Consider the following 16,759-nt stretch of genomic DNA (forward strand, 5'->3'; position numbering starts at 1 on the left):
CTTTGGCCCAACGCCGACGGGGATTCGGCGCGATCGACAGGGATGCCTCATGCGCGTTTTGCTTTTCGTATTTCTGACCAAGATGGCGGCTCTGTCGGCTATCCCGTCCGTGGCGCAAGAGGCGGAGTATGTCGGGTCGGGCGCGTGTATCGATTGCCATACGGACGCAGCACAAGACTGGCAGGGCTCGCACCATGCCGGCGCCTGGACCGAAGCAACCGCCGAAAACATCACCGCCGATTTCGACGGGACATCCTTTGCGCTGCGCGGGCTTGAGGCTCGGTTCCGGATTGAGCCTGACGGCGCCCACCATGTCGAGGTCACAGAACCGGACGGCACCACCCGTGATTACCCGGTGCATTCCGTCATCGGCGTGGAGCCATTGCAGCAATACGTTCTGGAAACCGAACCGGGCCGTCTGCAAAGCTTCGACGTTGTCTGGGATACCGAAGAGGGTGGCTGGTTTCACATCTACCCCAGTTCTGATCTGTCCCCGCGGGACGGGCTCCACTGGTCAGGCCCCTACAAGAACTGGAACGCGCGCTGTGCGGCTTGCCACGCCACGGGGTTCGAAAAGAACTACATCCTCCGGTCACGCAGCTATGCCTCCACCCAGGTGGAGATCGGCGTGGGGTGCGAGGCGTGCCATGGCCCCGGGTCCACGCACGTTAATTGGGCGCAATCCACGCCGCAGCCTGCACCGCCGCAGAATTACGGGTTTGCAATGGATTTCTCCGATACGGAGGCAACGATCCAGCAATGCGCCACTTGCCACTCCCGCAGAGAGGCGCATCTGGATGGCAACCCAATGCCAGGGTCGGCCTTCCACGATGACTACAATCTGGCCCTGCTGCGCGAGGGGCTCTATCACCCGGACGGGCAGATCTTGGAGGAGGTTTTCGTCTACGGATCGTTCCTGCAATCAAAGATGTATTCGAAGGGCGTCGGCTGTCTTGACTGCCATAACCCACACTCTGCCCAGCGGATTGCCGAGGGCAACGCCGTATGCACGCAATGCCATAGCCTTGCCGGAAACCCGGACTACCCGAGCCTTGAACTGGCCGACTATGACGCGCCGTCGCATCACTTCCACCCCGACGGCAGCGCGGGCGCGCAATGCAAGAACTGCCACATGGTGGAACAGGTCTATATGGGCAACGACCGGCGGGCCGATCACTCCTTCCGCATTCCACGCCCGGATCTGGCCGCGCAGACAGGCACGCCGGACGCCTGCACCGAATGCCACACCGATCGAACGCCGGACTGGGCTGCGGCCCAACTGATCGAATGGTATCCCGACAGTGACGCGCGTGGCCCGCACTACGGCACGACCCTGGCCTTGGGTCGCGAGGATGCGGTTGCCGCCTCGGAGGAGTTGATTGCGCTGGCCCTCGATACGCAGGTTCCGGGCATCGTGCGGGCGACGGCCCTTTCGCTGGTTGAACGCGCGGGCAGCTTCACCGCCGCCGAGGACCTTGTCCCGCTGCTGTCCGATCCCGACCCGCTGGTGCGCGCCGCCGCCGCCGGGGCGCAACGCGCCGCGCCGGTGGAGGTGCGTGTGGACCGTTTGCTTCCCCTTATGGAAGACACCTACAAGAACGTGAGGATCGAAGCCGCGCGCGCGCTTCTTGACGCCGATCCGTCGGCGTTTTCCCCGATTGCGCAAGAGGTGTACCAGAACGCCCTTGATGACTGGCGCGGCGCCATCTCCAACCGGCTCGATTTTCCCGAAACGCACCTGCAACTGGCAGGCATCGCGATGACCAACCGGGATTTCCGATCTGCTGTCAGCGCCTTCCGCGAGGCGGTCGCGCAAGACCCGCAGCGCGTTGATGCCTGGGTGATGATGATCCGCATCGGCGCGGCCCTCGGGGCGCAGGATCGCACGCTTCTGGACTTGCTGAACGAGGCACTTGAGGCAAATCCGGACGATCCTGCCCTGCTTGGTATCCTTGCGCAACTGCGAGGCCTGCCAACGCAGGACGGGCTTTTGCCACCGCAGTAGCGACCCTGCCCTGCGCGGCGCATAAACCACGCATGGCGGCAAAAGCCTGCGGCCATTCCGAAAAGAGTGGCCGAATCATGCTGCGGTGCGGAAACTTCCCTTACGTTACCCGAAAACGCAGTGCGGTCCTGGTTTGGGAGGGCCCGACTGCACACTCACTTCCCTGGCGCCACTGGCCCCAACCCTGCCGAGGTTCGCATGCTGGACTGTTCCGTCCTCCCCCTCCCGTCGTTTTCCACCAAGGGCCGCCATTCTGTCTCGGGCCTGTCTTCCGGCGCCTTCATGACGGTACAACTACATATCGCGCATTCGTCTGACTTCATTGGTGCGGGCGTGATTGCCGGGGGGCCCTACCGCGCCGCCGAAAGCTATCGCGCGGCGCCAACCGCGCCAAGTTCCTGCATCCTGAACTCACTGTATATCGCGATGACCCCGCTGACCGCATCCGTGGCCCCGGATGCCAGCGCCCTTGTCGAGCAGGCGCGCGCAACCGGGAATATTGACCCTCTGGACAATCTCGCCACCCAACGGCTTTACATCTTCACCGGGACGAAAGACGCAGTCGTCAACCAGTACGCGGTGCGCAGCACCCGTGCGTTTTACGAATCTCTGGGCGTCTCGGGCGATGCGCTGTGTTTCGTGGATGACGTGCCGGCAGGGCATTCGATCATCACGACAAACCCCGAAGACAGCCCGCTCAGCGCCAACCAGCCGCCCTATATCAACAAGGGCGACTACATGCAGTCACACAAGATCCTGGACCACATCTATCCGGGCGCGAAACCCGCCGCTGACCGCCCCAAGGGCGACTTGCTGCGGTTCGAGCAGGCCGATTATGTGGAGGGCCCACAGGAGCGCGCCTGCATGGCAGAGTTCGGCTATGTCTACATTCCCTCCGCCGTGGCTGCGGGCAAGGCCAAACCGCTTGGCGTGCACGTCGTCCTGCATGGCTGCAAGCAAGGCTACGCCTATGTGGATTACATCAACGGACGCGAGGACATTCAGAACACGCCTCCCTATGGCGACCGGTACGTGCGCACGACCGGCTACATGGAATGGGCCGAAGCGAACAACCTGATCATCTTGTTCCCGCAAGCCGATGGCGGCGACAGCACCGTGGTGCAGAACCCGGACGGCTGCTGGGACTGGTGGGGCTACAGTGCACAGGATCCCAACACCCCGGACTACTATTCGCAGGACGCCGTACAGATCAAAGCCATCAAGGCGATGCTTACGCGCCTGACCACAGGGTGAGGAGAGGACGAGACATGGACAACCACGTCACCAAGGGCATGAAACTTCAGGCAACGCAGGCCGCGCGCTGTGCGCACACCGTCAGCGATACGCTCAAGCTGGCCACGCAACCGCCAAAACCCACCACGATCACTGAGGCGTGGGAGCTTGGGATGTCGACATTCAAACGCTCCGCCGCGCTGCAGACATCGTGGATGAACGATTGGGCGGAATGGATGAACTACGCGCAATCGCTGCCAGACACCGATACGGTGCCGAAATACCTCGCACAGTCGGGCAACATCGTGCTTCAGGCGCAGGCGCAGATGGTGTCGCAGATCAGCGAGCTGTCCGAACTGGTCGATAATGTCAGCGTGAACTACGGCTTCTGGCTGTCGCAACAGGTCAAGGGGCCCGAGGATTAAGCTTCGCGCATTGCGTTGCCGACCGATTGCAATGCCGGATAAAGCTGCCGGTATCCTGCCAGCCGCGCTGCATGGCGCGCCCGGCCGTCCGGCGCAGGCGCGAAGTTGGTCGAGACCTGCGGTTTGCGCGCGACCCTTGAGGGTGCCTCCCCTGTCACCGCCATCTGCGCGAGCCGCGCCGCACCGAGCGCCGGGCCGATATCCGCATCCGCGCTGCGCCCTATAGGGGTCTGGGTGACGTCGGCGATCATCTGCAGCAGAAAGTCGCTGCGTGTGCCACCCCCGATGGCCAGCAGGTGCGCGGGCCGCGTGCCCGCCGCTGCCAGCGCATCGGCGGCATCGGCAAAGCTGAAAGCAATCGCCTCGACCACGGCGCGCATCATCATGCCATGCGTCGTATCCTCCCCAAGTCCCCAGAACCCGGCACGAATATCCGTGTTGCCATGCGGCGTGCGCTCCCCGGTCAGATACGGAAGGAACAAGGGTCCGGGCGGGGCCTGCTCTGCCTCGGCCAGCAGGTCCTGGATCGGACGGTTCAGTATCTCCGACAACCACGCCATCGGCCGCGCACCGTTGAGCATGCAGGCCATCTGAAACCAAAGCCCCGGCAGGGTGTGGGCATAGGCATGCACGCGGCTTTCAGGGTTCGGGCGATAGGACTTGGTGGTGACGAACATCTGTCCGGACGTCCCGAGCGAGATGAACCCATCGCCATCCTCGGTCGCACCGATGCCGATTGCCCCGGCGGCGGCGTCGCCCGCCCCGACTGCCACCGGGATACGTGCGGGCAGACCCAATGCGTCCGCAGTTTCGGGCAGCAGTTTTCCGGCCACTGAATTGCCGGTCTTGATCTCCGGCAACCAGTTTGGGTCCGTCGCGCTTATGGTGCACAACAGCTCGGACCACGTGACCGATGCCTGATCAAGCCAGTGGGTACCCGCCGCATCCGTGGGATCCGTCACGCACTGACCGTGCAATTGCAGGCCGACATAATCCTTGGGCAGAAGCACCTTGCGAATGCGCGCATGCCGGTCCGGGTCATGCGCCTTGAGCCACAGCAGCTTCGGCGCCGTGAACCCCGGCATTGCCGGAACGCCCGCGATCTGGCCAAGATCCGGCGCGCAGGCATGCATGGTTGCGCATTCCTTCGCCGAACGGCCGTCGTTCCACAAGATCGCCGGCGCAACCGGACGCAAGTCCTGCCCCAGCATCACTGCGCCATGCATCTGCCCGGACAGGCCGATCCCGCCGACCCGACTGCGCAGGGTCGTCGAAACGCCCGACAAAGCCGTCGCCAATGCCTGAAACCACGCATCAGGGTCCTGCTCGCTCGCGGTCGGAAAAGGATGAGAGGTCGCAACAGGGGCCGCGCGGGTTTCGGCGAGCGCACCGTGCGTATCTATCAGGCAGAGCTTTACGGCGGAGGTTCCGATATCAATGCCGAGGAATAGAATTGTCTTGCTCCGTGTCCGTCTGGACTGGAGGAAATCACAGGCCGGCGCGCTGTGAAAGCACCCGCGCGCACCCAGTGGGTCGTTTTCCCCTCGATCAAACCCCGTTTGGCCTTCGCGTCGCGGGGAGGATCGTACCGGTACAGGCGCCAAATCCAATTCGGTAAGGCCCCTCGCACCACCCGCGCAACGTCACGGTATCGCCATCATGCAGAAACGCGCGATCCTGCGCCCCGACCGGCACAGGTGTACGCCCGTTTGAGCTCAGTTCAAGCAGACAGCCAAAGCTGCCAGGTTGCGCGCCCGAAATGGTGCCGGACCCCAACAGATCGCCGGTCTCCATCGCGCAGCCCGACAACGTGTGATGCGCCAGTTGTTGCGCGGTGGAGTAGTAGAGTGTCTTTGCGTTCGTCCGGCTGATTACGGCAGCGGGCCCGCCCGCCGGGGCAAGATCGACTTCAAGCCGGATGTCGAAATTGGTGTCCGAGGCGGCATGCAGGTAGGGCAGAAGCGGTTTTTCACGCTCCGGAGTCGCGTGCCGGAACGGCTCCAACGCCTCGCGTGTGACAACCCAGGGGCTGATCGACGTTCCGAACGCTTTCGACTGAAACGGACCAAGCGGCTGGTACTCCCACACCTGAATGTCGCGCGCCGACCAGTCGTTGAGCAGCACGAACCCAAAACACATCTCGAACGCTCGGTCCGTCGTGACCGGCGTTCCCATCTGGCTCGGCTGCCCCACAATGGCCCCCAGTTCGAGCTCGAAATCCAGTTTCGCGCTCGGTCCCACCTCTGGCGCCTCGGCGTCCGGAGCCTTGATCTGCCCCAGCGGGCGGCGGATGTCCGTGCCGGACACGACCACGGTGGAGGCGCGACCGTTATACCCGATGGGCATATGCAGCCAGTTCGGCATAAGCGCATTTTCAGCGCCCCGGAACATCGTACCGACATGGGTCGCGTGTTCTCTGGAGGCGTAGAAATCCGTGAAACTGCGCACGAAAATCGGCAGGTGCATGGTTGCGTCGGATTGCGCCACAAGCGGCACTGTCGGATCCCCGCGATCCGCATCCAGCATATCGGAAATTCGCGCGCGCGTGGCAGACCAGATCGACGGGGGCAATGCCATCAGCGGATTCAACACGCCCTGCGCAAACACCCTGTCCGCGCCGCCGGGGGTCAGCACGCCTGATGCCTCAGCCGCGCTGAGATCGAGTATCATATCCCCGATCGCAACACCCACGCGCTTGCGCCCGTCCCCCGCGCTGAACACGCCGTAGGGCAGGTTCTGGATCGGGAAATCAGTGTCCGGACGATTGGCGCTTTCGACCCAACTGCGCCGCGCCGGATCATGGGTCGCGTTCAGGTCCGGCATTCGCCCCCTCCGTCCTCGTGTCCGTCATGCCAGTCGCGGCGCGGTCTCAGGCCCTTGATACGCGCAAATTGGACAGTGGCGACACAGTTTTTCCAAGTTGGCCCTCCAAGAGCGCCCTTCTTTCGCCAAAGTCTCGGGGCCCTATCGAGCCAAAATCCCCGACAACGCCCGGATATTTCAACGCGAGCAGCCTCATGAGCATTGCAGAACCAATTCCCGTCAAGAAAAGCGGCGGCAACCTGCTGGCGGCGATCAGTTTCACGGTGACGATTTTCCTCAGCGCGACGTTGCTGTTCTTCGTGCAGCCACTGTTCGCCAAGATGGTCCTGCCGCAGATCGGCGGCGCGCCTGCGGTGTGGACAACGGCAATGCTGTTCTTCCAACTGGTTCTGATTGCCGGTTACGTCTACGCGCATCTCCTGACCCGCTACGTTCCGCACCGCCTGCAATTGCCGGTGCATGTGGCGTTCTGGGCCGCATCGCTGGCGTTCCTGCCCCTCGCCGCGGCCGAGGGATGGAGCTATGACGCCAACGCCAACACGACATGGCAGACGCTGGAGCTGTTTGCCTTGGGCGTCGGCGTTCCCTTTGCCCTTTTGTCGGCCAATGCACCGCTTCTGCAAGCCTGGTATGTCAGGTCCGGCGGCCCGTCGGCGGAGGATCCATATTTCCTTTATGGGGCCAGCAACATCGGCTCGCTTCTGGCACTTCTGAGCTTCCCGCTGCTTGCCGAACCCAATCTGGGTGCCGAACAGATCGGCACGATCTGGGCCGGGGCATTTGTGGTGTTTGGGGCACTGATGATCCTGAGCGGCCTGCAAACCTCGTCCAGATCAAGTGCAACAGCCGAAGCAGCCGAAGCGGTCAAGGCCACGGCTGCCCCCAACCTGCGAGAGGTTGGCACATGGATGTTCATCGCCTTCGTGCCATCCTCGCTGATGCTGACAATCACCACCAAGGTCAGCGCGGATCTCGGTGCGCTTCCGCTGATCTGGGTGATCCCGCTTGCGCTCTATATCCTGTCCTTCGTGGTTGCCTTCTCGAACCGCCAGATTGTCAGCCCCGCGACGCTGCGCCTTGGCGCGATCGTGTCCATCGGCATCTGCGCCATCCTGATGAGCGGTTCGGTGATCTCGCAACACGCTCCGATCAGTGCGCTCTTGTTCGCCCCGGCGCTTTTCATTGTCGCCGTTCAAGCGCACCGCACTCTTTACAACCGCCGACCTGACGCCGCGCACCTGACGGTTTTCTATATCTCGATGTCCGTCGGGGGCGCTTTGGGCGGGGTGTTCAACTCGATCCTCGCTCCCGCACTGTTCTCGGGCATCTACGAAGGCTATGTCACCGTCGTGCTGGCGGGCGTATTGCTCTGCCTGATGGGCAAGACCCGCATGACACCGCGTGCCCTCGCCATAGCGCTTCTTTCCGCAACAACGGCCTTCTTGGCCTTTGACATGCTGCCCGATCTGCTTGGCATCAAGTTGAATGTCACGCTTCTTTTTGCGGTGATCATCGGTTTTGCGCTGTCGCTCGCGGTGCTCAACAAACACCCCGTTGCGATCGTGCTCGCGCTCGCAACCTATGCGATCCTTGACCTCACGGGCGCTGCCGAAGATCACCTTTTCCGGGATCGCAGCTTCTTCGGGGCGCACAAGGTCTACGATGCGCACGGCAAACGGCTCTATGTGAACGGTACCACGATCCACGGCTCCCAACGGGTCTCAGAGCAGGGCACGCGCCCCACGCCACTGGCCTACTACCACCCCGGAAGCCCGATGGCGCAGATCATCAAATCCGACTTCGGCAAAGCTGCCGAGCGGGTTGGCGTGGTCGGCCTCGGGGTCGGCGCACTGGCCTGCTACGCACACCCGGGCCAAACTTGGGACTTCTATGAAATCGACGAGATGGTCGACCGCGTGGCCCGCAACCCGGACCTGTTCAGCTACATGTCCGAGTGCGCGCCCGACAGCAAAACCCATCTGGGGGACGCCCGCATCGTGCTCGGACAGCAGGATTTCACCTTCGATATCCTGTATCTGGACGCCTACAGTTCCGATTCCATTCCGATGCATCTGCTGACACGCGAAGCGATCGAACTCTATCGCGCGCGGATCACCTCGGATGGCGTGCTCGTATTCCATATCTCCAATCGATACTACGATATCGCGAAACCTCTGGCGCGACTGGCCGAAAACCTGAACATGTACACCGCGCTTCAGATCGAAATCCCCGAGAACCTTGAGGCCGGTTACCCATCCAACGTCGTCGTGCTGACGCCGGACAAAGCGCGTTTCGATGCGTTCTTGTCCAACGAGAGGTGGCAAGCCCTGCCGTCTGATGGCGGTCCGATCTGGACCGACGATTTCGCAAACCCGCTCTCGGCGTTACGGATGTTTTCGGACTGATCTTCCTGCGCCAGCGCGCGGCCTTCGGCCAGCAGCATCACCGCAACCAGAAGCAGAGCGGACGACATCGCGCAGGCCATGGTGCGCACCGTGTTCCAGAACGACCAGCGCGGCACGTAAACCTCGTTCCAGTAGACTTGCGTCGCCTCTGAGCCTGGGTCCATTCGCGCCAACGCTTCATTCATGGGCACGTTGCACACCACGGTCACCGCGAAACACCCGATCAAGTAGATGCCTCCCGCGAGGCCGATCACTGTCGCCGCCGGACCGCTCAGGAAAACGACCGCAAAACCGATCAGCCCGAGCGATGCGCCCGCCATCCCGAGGAACAAGGCCATGAACACCCAGCGGAAGACCTCCTCGTTCACGGACTGCATCGTTGCGGTTCCCTGCGACGCGCCGGTGCGGGCCAGCGACCGCATGATGAAGTCCGAGAACGCTAGAAACACCCCACCGACGAAGGCATAGGCAAGGGTGGCAACTGCGATCAGCAAGAACAGAACTTGGGACATTTTCGATGCCTTTCAATGAGTTACGGGGTCTCAATGGAAACGGGATGTTTTTTGCCCTCGAATCCGCAGCTTTTGTCCCGGACCGTCCATGCAGTCCGGACTGCGGAACAGGCGTCTCTTGCCTCGCCTGCTCCGCTAAGACGTCAGGCGGCCACTGACCAGCGTCCGGCCTTGGCAGCACTTCGTGCAAACTCGGCGAAATCCCGCGGCGGTCGCCCGAGTGCACGCTGAACGCCGTCGCAAACCCTTGCGTTTCGTCCGTCCAGCGTCTCGCGCGCGATCGCAGTGAAGACGTCAGCGACGAAGTTACCGCCGGCCTCGGCCACGTTCGCGTGAAAATCGTCAAAGGAAATCGGAACGTGGCGGGTCTGCTGTCCCGTAGCCTCGGACAACACTGCGGCCATCTCCGCGAAACTCATCAAACGCGGGCCTGTTACCTCATACAGCGCACCTTTGTGCCCGTCTTCGGTGAGTACGGTCACGACGACATCCGCGATATCTTCGATGTCGATGATCGGTTCCTTCACCTGTCCGCCGGGCATCGGCAAGATCCCGGACAGGACCGGGTCACGCAGGTACCCTTCGCTGAAGTTCTGGGCGAACCACGCAGCGCGTACGAGGGTGAAGTCGATCCCCGATGCTCGGACGACCTCTTCGCCCAAGCGCGCGTGGTGTTCCCCGCGTCCCGAAAGAAGTACGAGATGCGCGACACCGGCCGTTTTGGCGACCGCGCAGAGGCGTTCCAGTTTCTCCACCGCACCCGGAAAGGCGAGATCGGGAAAATACGTCACATATGCGGATCGGACCCCCGCAAGGGCAGGCGCCCAGGTCTCGGGTTCCTCCCAGTCGAACGGGATCGCCGACTGCCGCGACCCGCGCCGCACGGGGTAACCGAGCGCTTCGAGCTTCGAGGCAACGCGCGAACCGGTCTTGCCGGTCGCGCCGATAACGAGAATTGGTTCGGATTTCATGGTCTATCTCCCTGGCAGAGTTGATACCCAAGGAGTACGCGCCGCGCGGGCCAGCGTCTTGACCGGAACTGCCAGTGTTTTGACCGACCCTGCCAGAGCTTTCTCGCAGCGCCACGCACGCAGCCGCTGCATCCGTGGCCACGTCCCGCAAGACCACAGAACCACGTCACCGAGCCCGCAACCGGACCTCAGCTTCATGTTTTCTGGCAAACGGGCGCCTGCCCAAGCGGCAGCCGACACACGTCAAACTGAAAATCAAAATGCCTCCACGGGAAAACCGACGGAGGCACTACAGGGTATTTTGGTTGCGGGAGTAGGATTTGAACCTACGACCTTCAGGTTATGAGCCTGACGAGCTACCGGGCTGCTCCATCCCGCGCCATTTTTTGCGGATTTTTGTCCGCATTGGTGCGTTTGTTTCGAGATCGTATCGAGAGGTAAACGAGACTATTTTTATTGGCTTTTTTCTAGGTTTGGCGGTGACCTACTCTCCCACGCCTTAAGACGCAGTACCATTGGCGCTACGGCACTTAACGACCGAGTTCGGGATGGGATCGGGTGTTTTGCTCGCGCTATGACCACCAAACCGAGGAAAAAGCCGTTTCCGGTCGATTTTGCGATGCAGTCGCCGGTTTTGTGTCAATCAGAGGATGTTCCAAGCCAAGGGGGGCTTTGCAGCAGGGGTCGCGTTTTGCGCCTTCTACTGGATCAAATCAAGCCTATCGAACCATTAGTACCGGTCAACTGAATGCATTACTGCACTTACATCTCCGGCCTATCGACGTCGTGGTCTACGACGGTTCTCAGGGATACCTTGTTTTGAGGGGGGCTTCCCGCTTAGATGCCTTCAGCGGTTATCCTTTCCGATCATAGCTACCCAGCACTGCCATTGGCATGACAACTGGTCCACCAGTGGATCGTTCACCCCGGTCCTCTCGTACTAGGGGCAACTCCTCTCAAGTATCCTACACCCACGGCAGATAGGGACCGAACTGTCTCACGACGTTCTAAACCCAGCTCACGTACCTCTTTAAACGGCGAACAGCCGTACCCTTGGGACCTGCTCCAGCCCCAGGATGAGATGAGCCGACATCGAGGTGCCAAACGGTGCCGTCGATATGGACTCTTGGGCACCATCAGCCTGTTATCCCCGGCGTACCTTTTATCCGTTGAGCGATGGCCCTTCCACTCGGGACCACCGGATCACTATGGCCGTCTTTCGACTCTGCTCGACTTGTCAGTCTCGCAGTCAGGCTGGCTTCTGCCATTGCACTCAACGAGCGATTTCCGACCGCTCTGAGCCAACCTTCGCGCGCCTCCGTTACGCTTTAGGAGGCGACCGCCCCAGTCAAACTACCCGCCACACAGGGTCCCGGATCCGGATAACGGACCGCGGTTAGACATCAAGCGATGCAAGGGTGGTATCTCAAGGGAGGCTCCACCAAGACTGGCGTCCTGGTTTCAAAGCCCACCACCTATCCTGCACATGCATGGCCTGATGCCAGTGTGAAGCTGTAGTAAAGGTGCACGGGGTCTTTCCGTCTAACCGCGGGAAGCCTGCATCTTGACAGGCAATTCAATTTCGCTGAGTCGATGTTGGAGACAGCGGGGAAGTCGTTACGCCATTCGTGCAGGTCGGAACTTACCCGACAAGGAATTTCGCTACCTTAGGACCGTTATAGTTACGGCCGCCGTTTACCTGGGCTTCAATTCGGAGCTTGCACTCCTCCTTTTAACCTTCAGGCACCGGGCAGGCGTCAGACCCTATACGTCGTCTTGCGACTTCGCAGAGCCCTGTGTTTTTAGTAAACAGTCGCCACCCCCTGGTTTGTGCCCCCAGCCCTCAGTTGCCTAAGAACCGGGCCTCCTTCTCGCGAACTTACGGAGGTATTTTGCCGAGTTCCTTCAACATCGTTCTCTCAAGCGCCTTGGTATGCTCTACCAGTCCACCTGTGTCGGTTTCGGGTACGATCTCACGGAAGAGCTATTTCCAGGAACCGCTCAGCAGCCCAACCAATCCGATAAGGTTGAACTACACCTGCGATCCGTCACTTCTTCCTGGCTCCGGAATATTAACCGGATTCCCATCGACTACGCCTTTCGGCCTCGCCTTAGGGGTCGGCTTACCCTGCTCAGATTAACTTTAAGCAGGAACCCTTGGACTTTCGGCGACAGGGTCTCTCACCCTGTTTGTCGCTACTCATGTCATCATTCTCACTGGTGATCTCTCCACCGGATGGCTCACGCCCCGGCTTCATCGATAACTCCTTGTTTGCGCTACCGCTTCGCTACTTGAGCGCGGTTGCCCGCACCGCTCGTAGACCGGCGATATAACAAACTAGGAGTTTTTTCACACCACGCTCTGCTACCATGCCTTACGGCATCCTAAGCTTCGGCTCATGGCTTGAGCCCCGTTACATCTTCGCCGCAGGACAACTTGTTTAGACCAGTGAGCTGTTACGCTATCTTTAAAGGATGGCTGCTTCTAAGCCAACCTCCTGGTTGTTTTGGTCGTCCCACCTGCTTTCCCACTTAGCCATGAATTAGGGGCCTTAGCTGTAGGTCAGGGTTGTTTCCCTCTCCACTACGGACGTTAGCATCCGCAGTGTGTCTGCCATCTAGTACTCCCGGGTATTCGGAGTTTGGTTAGGATCAGTAAGCCTGTGGGGCCCCATTACCCATCCAGTGCTCTACCCCCCGGGGTATTCGGATGACGCTCTACCTAAATAGATTTCGCAGAGAACCAGCTATCTCCGAGTTTGATTGGCCTTTCACCCCTAGGCACACCTCATCCCGACCTTTTTCAACAGGTGTGGGTTCGGACCTCCAGTTGGTGTTACCCAACCTTCATCCTGGACATGCCTAGATCACTCGGTTTCGGGTCTGATCCCACGAACTCATGCGCCCTATTAAGACTCGCTTTCGCTGCGCCTACACCTAACGGCTTAAGCTTGCTCGTGAGACCAAGTCGATGACCCATTATACAAAAGGTACGCCGTCACCTCTCAAGGAGGCTCCGACTGCTTGTAAGCGTTCGGTTTCAGGAACTGTTTCACTCCCCTCGTCGGGGTGCTTTTCACCTTTCCCTCACGGTACTGGTTCACTATCGGTCAGCAAGGAGTACTTAGCCTTGGAGGGTGGTCCCCCCATGTTCAGACAGGATTTCACGTGTCCCGCCCTACTTAATACGTCCCTCAAAGCTTCCCATACGGGGCTATCACCCACTATGGCTATGTTTCCCAACATATTCTGGTCACTTATCAGGCTCGGCTGGTCCCCGTTCGCTCGCCGCTACTAGGGGAGTATCTGTTGATGTCCTTTCCTCCGGGTACTTAGATGTTTCAGTTCCCCGGGTTTGCTCTTTGTAACCTATGTATTCAGTCACAAAGTACCTGGTTCAGCCCGTTATTAACCGCACCGAAGTGCAATAATAACAAACTGTCAGGTGGGTTGCCCCATTCGGAGATCCGGGGATCAAAGCCTATTCTCGGCTCCCCCCAGCTTATCGCAGAGTATCACGTCCTTCATCGCCTCTTGCTGCCAAGGCATTCACCAAACGCCCTTTTCGCGCTTGATTTGATCCAGAAGAAGACGCACAGCGCCAACTCCCGGAACAAAGCTTTACTATCCCACCCCCCGCTGGTTCACAGGGGGCTTGGTCCGCAATCCTGTCGGATCGCGGTGGTTAGTGTACTTGACTTGGAACAAAAATTGCCGCGCTGCTCAGCCCCGAAAGACTGTCAGCAGATCAACCCGCACTTGGGAAGATCAGCAATCTCTGATGTTTAACTCTCTATACGATTTCAAAGCAGTCGCGACGCGACTGCGTTGGGCGTGATGTAGCGGGTTCCAGAGGAACCTGCGGGTCACGCACCGTTGTCTGCCGGGCAATGCTTACGCATCCCCCGAGAACAAACATTTCAGAAGTTCCGAAGAACTGCTCAAAAGTGTATTCTTATTTATTCGATCTCTGGCGCCCTACATCGCTAGAACCTGCCCTCTCATCGCTTCTGCGACGCGACTGCCGGGCAACGCCTTTTGCTGCACAAAAGGCTTGGTGGAGCCTAGCGGGATCGAACCGCTGACCTCCTGAATGCAAATCAGGCGCTCTCCCAGCTGAGCTAAGGCCCCATTTGCTCCGCAAATGGGGCCTGGTGTGGGTAAGCGGTTCTTCGAAGAAGAACTGCGGCCACACACCGTCTCCATTCCGGGAGCTGTTCACGCAACCCAAACGGGTCGCACGCAATTGGCAGAGCCAATCGCTTCCGCGACACGTCCAATTTGCGCGGCAAATTGAACGGTGGTGGGTCGAGGAGGACTTGAACCTCCGACCTCACGCTTATCAGGCGTGCGCTCTAACCACCTGAGCTACCGACCCGTAAGCCGGTCCCGGATCGTATCCGGGATGAGATCGTCCGGCGGACGATCACAAGGCGCAGCGCCGAGGAGCGCAAGCTCCGAGGATGACCACTATGGAGACCTTCGGGATCGGCTAGTGAATGCGGCGGTTAACCCGCATTCCGTGTTCTGAAGAGATATGAGGACGGCCTGATCAAGGACGCCTTGAGCAGCGCCCTTTTATGCCCAGCCGTTCCGAAGAACGGGTTACGGGCTGCTAAGTGTTCCACGTTTCCGAGCGAACTCAAAAAGCCAGGAACATCCTTAGAAAGGAGGTGATCCAGCCGCAGGTTCCCCTACGGCTACCTTGTTACGACTTCACCCCAGTCGCTGATCCTACCGTGGTCCGCTGCCTCCCGAAGGTTAGCGCACGGCCGTCAGGTAGAACCAACTCCCATGGTGTGACGGGCGGTGTGTACAAGGCCCGGGAACGTATTCACCGCGTCATGCTGTTACGCGATTACTAGCGATTCCGACTTCATGCCGTCGAGTTGCAGACGACAATCCGAACTGAGACAGTTTTTGGGGATTAACCCATTGTCACTGCCATTGTAGCACGTGTGTAGCCCAACCCGTAAGGGCCATGAGGACTTGACGTCATCCACACCTTCCTCCCGCTTATCACGGGCAGTTTCCCTAGAGTGCCCAGCCGAACTGCTGGCAACTAAGGATGTGGGTTGCGCTCGTTGCCGGACTTAACCGAACATCTCACGACACGAGCTGACGACAGCCATGCAGCACCTGTGTTGAATCCAGCCGAACTGAAGGAAACCGTCTCCGGTAACCGCGATCCACATGTCAAGGGTTGGTAAGGTTCTGCGCGTTGCTTCGAATTAAACCACATGCTCCACCGCTTGTGCGGGCCCCCGTCAATTCCTTTGAGTTTTAATCTTGCGACCGTACTCCCCAGGCGGAATGCTTAATCCGTTAGGTGTGACACCGACAAGCATGCTTGCCGACGTCTGGCATTCATCGTTTACGGTGTGGACTACCAGGGTATCTAATCCTGTTTGCTCCCCACACTTTCGCACCTCAGCGTCAGTATCGAGCCAGTGAGCCGCCTTCGCCACTGGTGTTCCTCCGAATATCTACGAATTTCACCTCTACACTCGGAATTCCACTCACCTCTCTCGAACTCAAGACTAGCAGTATCAAAGGCAGTTCCGGGGTTGAGCCCCGGGATTTCACCTCTGACTGACTAATCCGCCTACGCGCGCTTTACGCCCAGTAATTCCGAACAACGCTAACCCCCTCCGTATTACCGCGGCTGCTGGCACGGAGTTAGCCGGGGTTTCTTTACCTGCTACTGTCATTATCATCACAGGCGAAAGTGCTTTACGACCCTAGGGCCTTCATCACACACGCGGCATGGCTAGATCAGGGTTGCCCCCATTGTCTAAGATTCCCCACTGCTGCCTCCCGTAGGAGTCTGGGCCGTGTCTCAGTCCCAGTGTGGCTGATCATCCTCTCAAACCAGCTATGGATCGTCGGCTTGGTAGGCCGTTACCCCACCAACTACCTAATCCAACGCGGGCCAATCTCTCACCGATAAATCTTTCCCCAAAAGGGCGTATACGGTATTACTCCCAGTTTCCCGGGGCTATTCCGTAGTGAAAGGTATGTTCCCACGCGTTACTCACCCGTCCGCCGCTAACCCGAAGGTTCGCTCGACTTGCATGTGTTAAGCCTGCCGCCAGCGTTCGTTCTGAGCCAGGATCAAACTCTCAAGTTGAAACGCCGCAATCGCGACGTTCTTGACAGAAAGAACCTCTGCACATCATCCCTCGAAGGCTAACCCGAGGGATATCTCTGTTTGCAGTTCATCCTCCAAAGAGAACAAGAACCGACAAACAGTGAAGCTGACACCTTATCATCAGATCGCCGAAGCAACCCTAAAGGCGTAGAGATATACAAAAGTCAGTCAGTCGACATTTTCAACCAAACCGCCCGCATATCCCTTCAGAATATATCACAATGTCAAAGAGCG

Annotated in this window: 7 protein-coding genes, 3 tRNA genes, 3 rRNA genes and 1 pseudogene; 4 read left to right on the forward strand and 10 right to left on the reverse strand. The window is 59.6% G+C overall.

Annotated features, from left to right (window positions below; translation table 11 throughout):
- The first annotated feature begins 49 nt into the window (after positions 1-49).
- The 3 genes from ACP15N_RS07395 (at position 50) to ACP15N_RS07405 (ending at position 3,663) form a co-directional block, all read left to right on the forward strand.
- Positions 50-2,005: a multiheme c-type cytochrome gene (locus tag ACP15N_RS07395; protein WP_425091571.1), complete on the forward strand. Its 1,956-nt coding sequence runs from the start codon at positions 50-52 to the stop codon at positions 2,003-2,005.
- A 198-nt stretch (positions 2,006-2,203) separates the two neighbouring features.
- A complete protein-coding gene (locus ACP15N_RS07400) occupies positions 2,204-3,259 on the forward strand; it encodes a hypothetical protein (RefSeq protein WP_425091572.1) in 1,056 nt (351 codons plus the stop codon).
- 14 nt (positions 3,260-3,273) lie between these two features.
- Positions 3,274-3,663 (forward strand): hypothetical protein, encoded by a 390-nt coding sequence (locus ACP15N_RS07405; protein WP_425091573.1) that lies wholly within the window; start codon positions 3,274-3,276, stop codon positions 3,661-3,663.
- On the opposite strand, the gene xylB is transcribed toward ACP15N_RS07405, so the two are convergent.
- Together xylB and fahA are read right to left on the reverse strand one after the other, a co-directional pair.
- Positions 3,660-5,273 carry a xylulokinase gene (xylB, locus tag ACP15N_RS07410; protein ID WP_425091574.1) on the reverse strand — a complete coding sequence of 538 codons (1,614 nt, stop codon included), beginning with the start codon at positions 5,271-5,273 and terminating at the stop codon, positions 3,660-3,662. The genes ACP15N_RS07405 and xylB overlap by 4 nt on opposite strands.
- The gene (gene fahA / locus ACP15N_RS07415) at positions 5,212-6,486 is read right to left on the reverse strand and encodes a fumarylacetoacetase (RefSeq protein ID WP_425091575.1); all 1,275 of its coding nucleotides are present in this window, start codon (positions 6,484-6,486) and stop codon (positions 5,212-5,214) included. Before fahA ends, xylB begins: the two co-directional genes overlap by 62 nt.
- A 194-nt stretch (positions 6,487-6,680) precedes the next feature.
- On the opposite strand from fahA, the gene ACP15N_RS07420 reads away from it, so the two are divergent.
- A complete protein-coding gene (locus ACP15N_RS07420) occupies positions 6,681-8,891 on the forward strand; it encodes a transporter (RefSeq protein WP_425091576.1) in 2,211 nt (736 codons plus the stop codon).
- 68 nt (positions 8,892-8,959) lie between these two features.
- Here ACP15N_RS07420 and ACP15N_RS07425 read toward each other — a convergent pair.
- The 8 genes and pseudogenes from ACP15N_RS07425 to ACP15N_RS07460 form a co-directional block, all read right to left on the reverse strand.
- Positions 8,960-9,403 (reverse strand): annotated as a pseudogene (locus ACP15N_RS07425) (DUF1772 domain-containing protein); the annotation flags it as partial.
- Positions 9,404-9,546: 143 nt separating this feature from the next.
- On the reverse strand, positions 9,547-10,374 hold the full coding sequence (locus tag ACP15N_RS07430) for an NmrA family NAD(P)-binding protein (protein ID WP_425091577.1): 828 nt from the start codon (positions 10,372-10,374) through the stop codon (positions 9,547-9,549).
- 302 nt (positions 10,375-10,676) lie between these two features.
- A tRNA-Met gene (locus ACP15N_RS07435) sits at positions 10,677-10,753 on the reverse strand.
- A gap of 92 nt (positions 10,754-10,845) precedes the next feature.
- Positions 10,846-10,960 (reverse strand): 5S ribosomal RNA (gene rrf, locus ACP15N_RS07440).
- Between the two features lie 123 nt (positions 10,961-11,083).
- Positions 11,084-13,951 (reverse strand): 23S ribosomal RNA (locus tag ACP15N_RS07445).
- A gap of 478 nt (positions 13,952-14,429) precedes the next feature.
- Positions 14,430-14,505: transfer RNA gene (locus ACP15N_RS07450), tRNA-Ala, on the reverse strand.
- 170 nt (positions 14,506-14,675) lie between these two features.
- Positions 14,676-14,752 (reverse strand) — tRNA-Ile (locus tag ACP15N_RS07455).
- Between the two features lie 288 nt (positions 14,753-15,040).
- Positions 15,041-16,504: ribosomal RNA gene (locus ACP15N_RS07460) — 16S ribosomal RNA — on the reverse strand.
- Together the 16S, 23S and 5S rRNA genes with 3 tRNA genes alongside form the textbook arrangement of a ribosomal RNA operon.
- Positions 16,505-16,759: the final 255 nt, after the last annotated feature.

Source organism: Tropicimonas sp. S265A, assembly GCF_049800835.1.
GTDB lineage: Bacteria > Pseudomonadota > Alphaproteobacteria > Rhodobacterales > Rhodobacteraceae > Dinoroseobacter.

Coding starts and splice junctions, on each gene's coding strand:
- ACP15N_RS07395 (WP_425091571.1), top strand. CDS start 50: ATGCGCGTTTTGCTTTTCGTATTTCTGACCAAGATGGCGGCTCTGTCG.
- ACP15N_RS07400 (WP_425091572.1), top strand. CDS start 2,204: ATGCTGGACTGTTCCGTCCTCCCCCTCCCGTCGTTTTCCACCAAGGGC.
- ACP15N_RS07405 (WP_425091573.1), top strand. CDS start 3,274: ATGGACAACCACGTCACCAAGGGCATGAAACTTCAGGCAACGCAGGCC.
- fahA (WP_425091575.1), bottom strand. CDS start 6,486: ATGCCGGACCTGAACGCGACCCATGATCCGGCGCGGCGCAGTTGGGTC.
- ACP15N_RS07420 (WP_425091576.1), top strand. CDS start 6,681: ATGAGCATTGCAGAACCAATTCCCGTCAAGAAAAGCGGCGGCAACCTG.
- ACP15N_RS07430 (WP_425091577.1), bottom strand. CDS start 10,374: ATGAAATCCGAACCAATTCTCGTTATCGGCGCGACCGGCAAGACCGGT.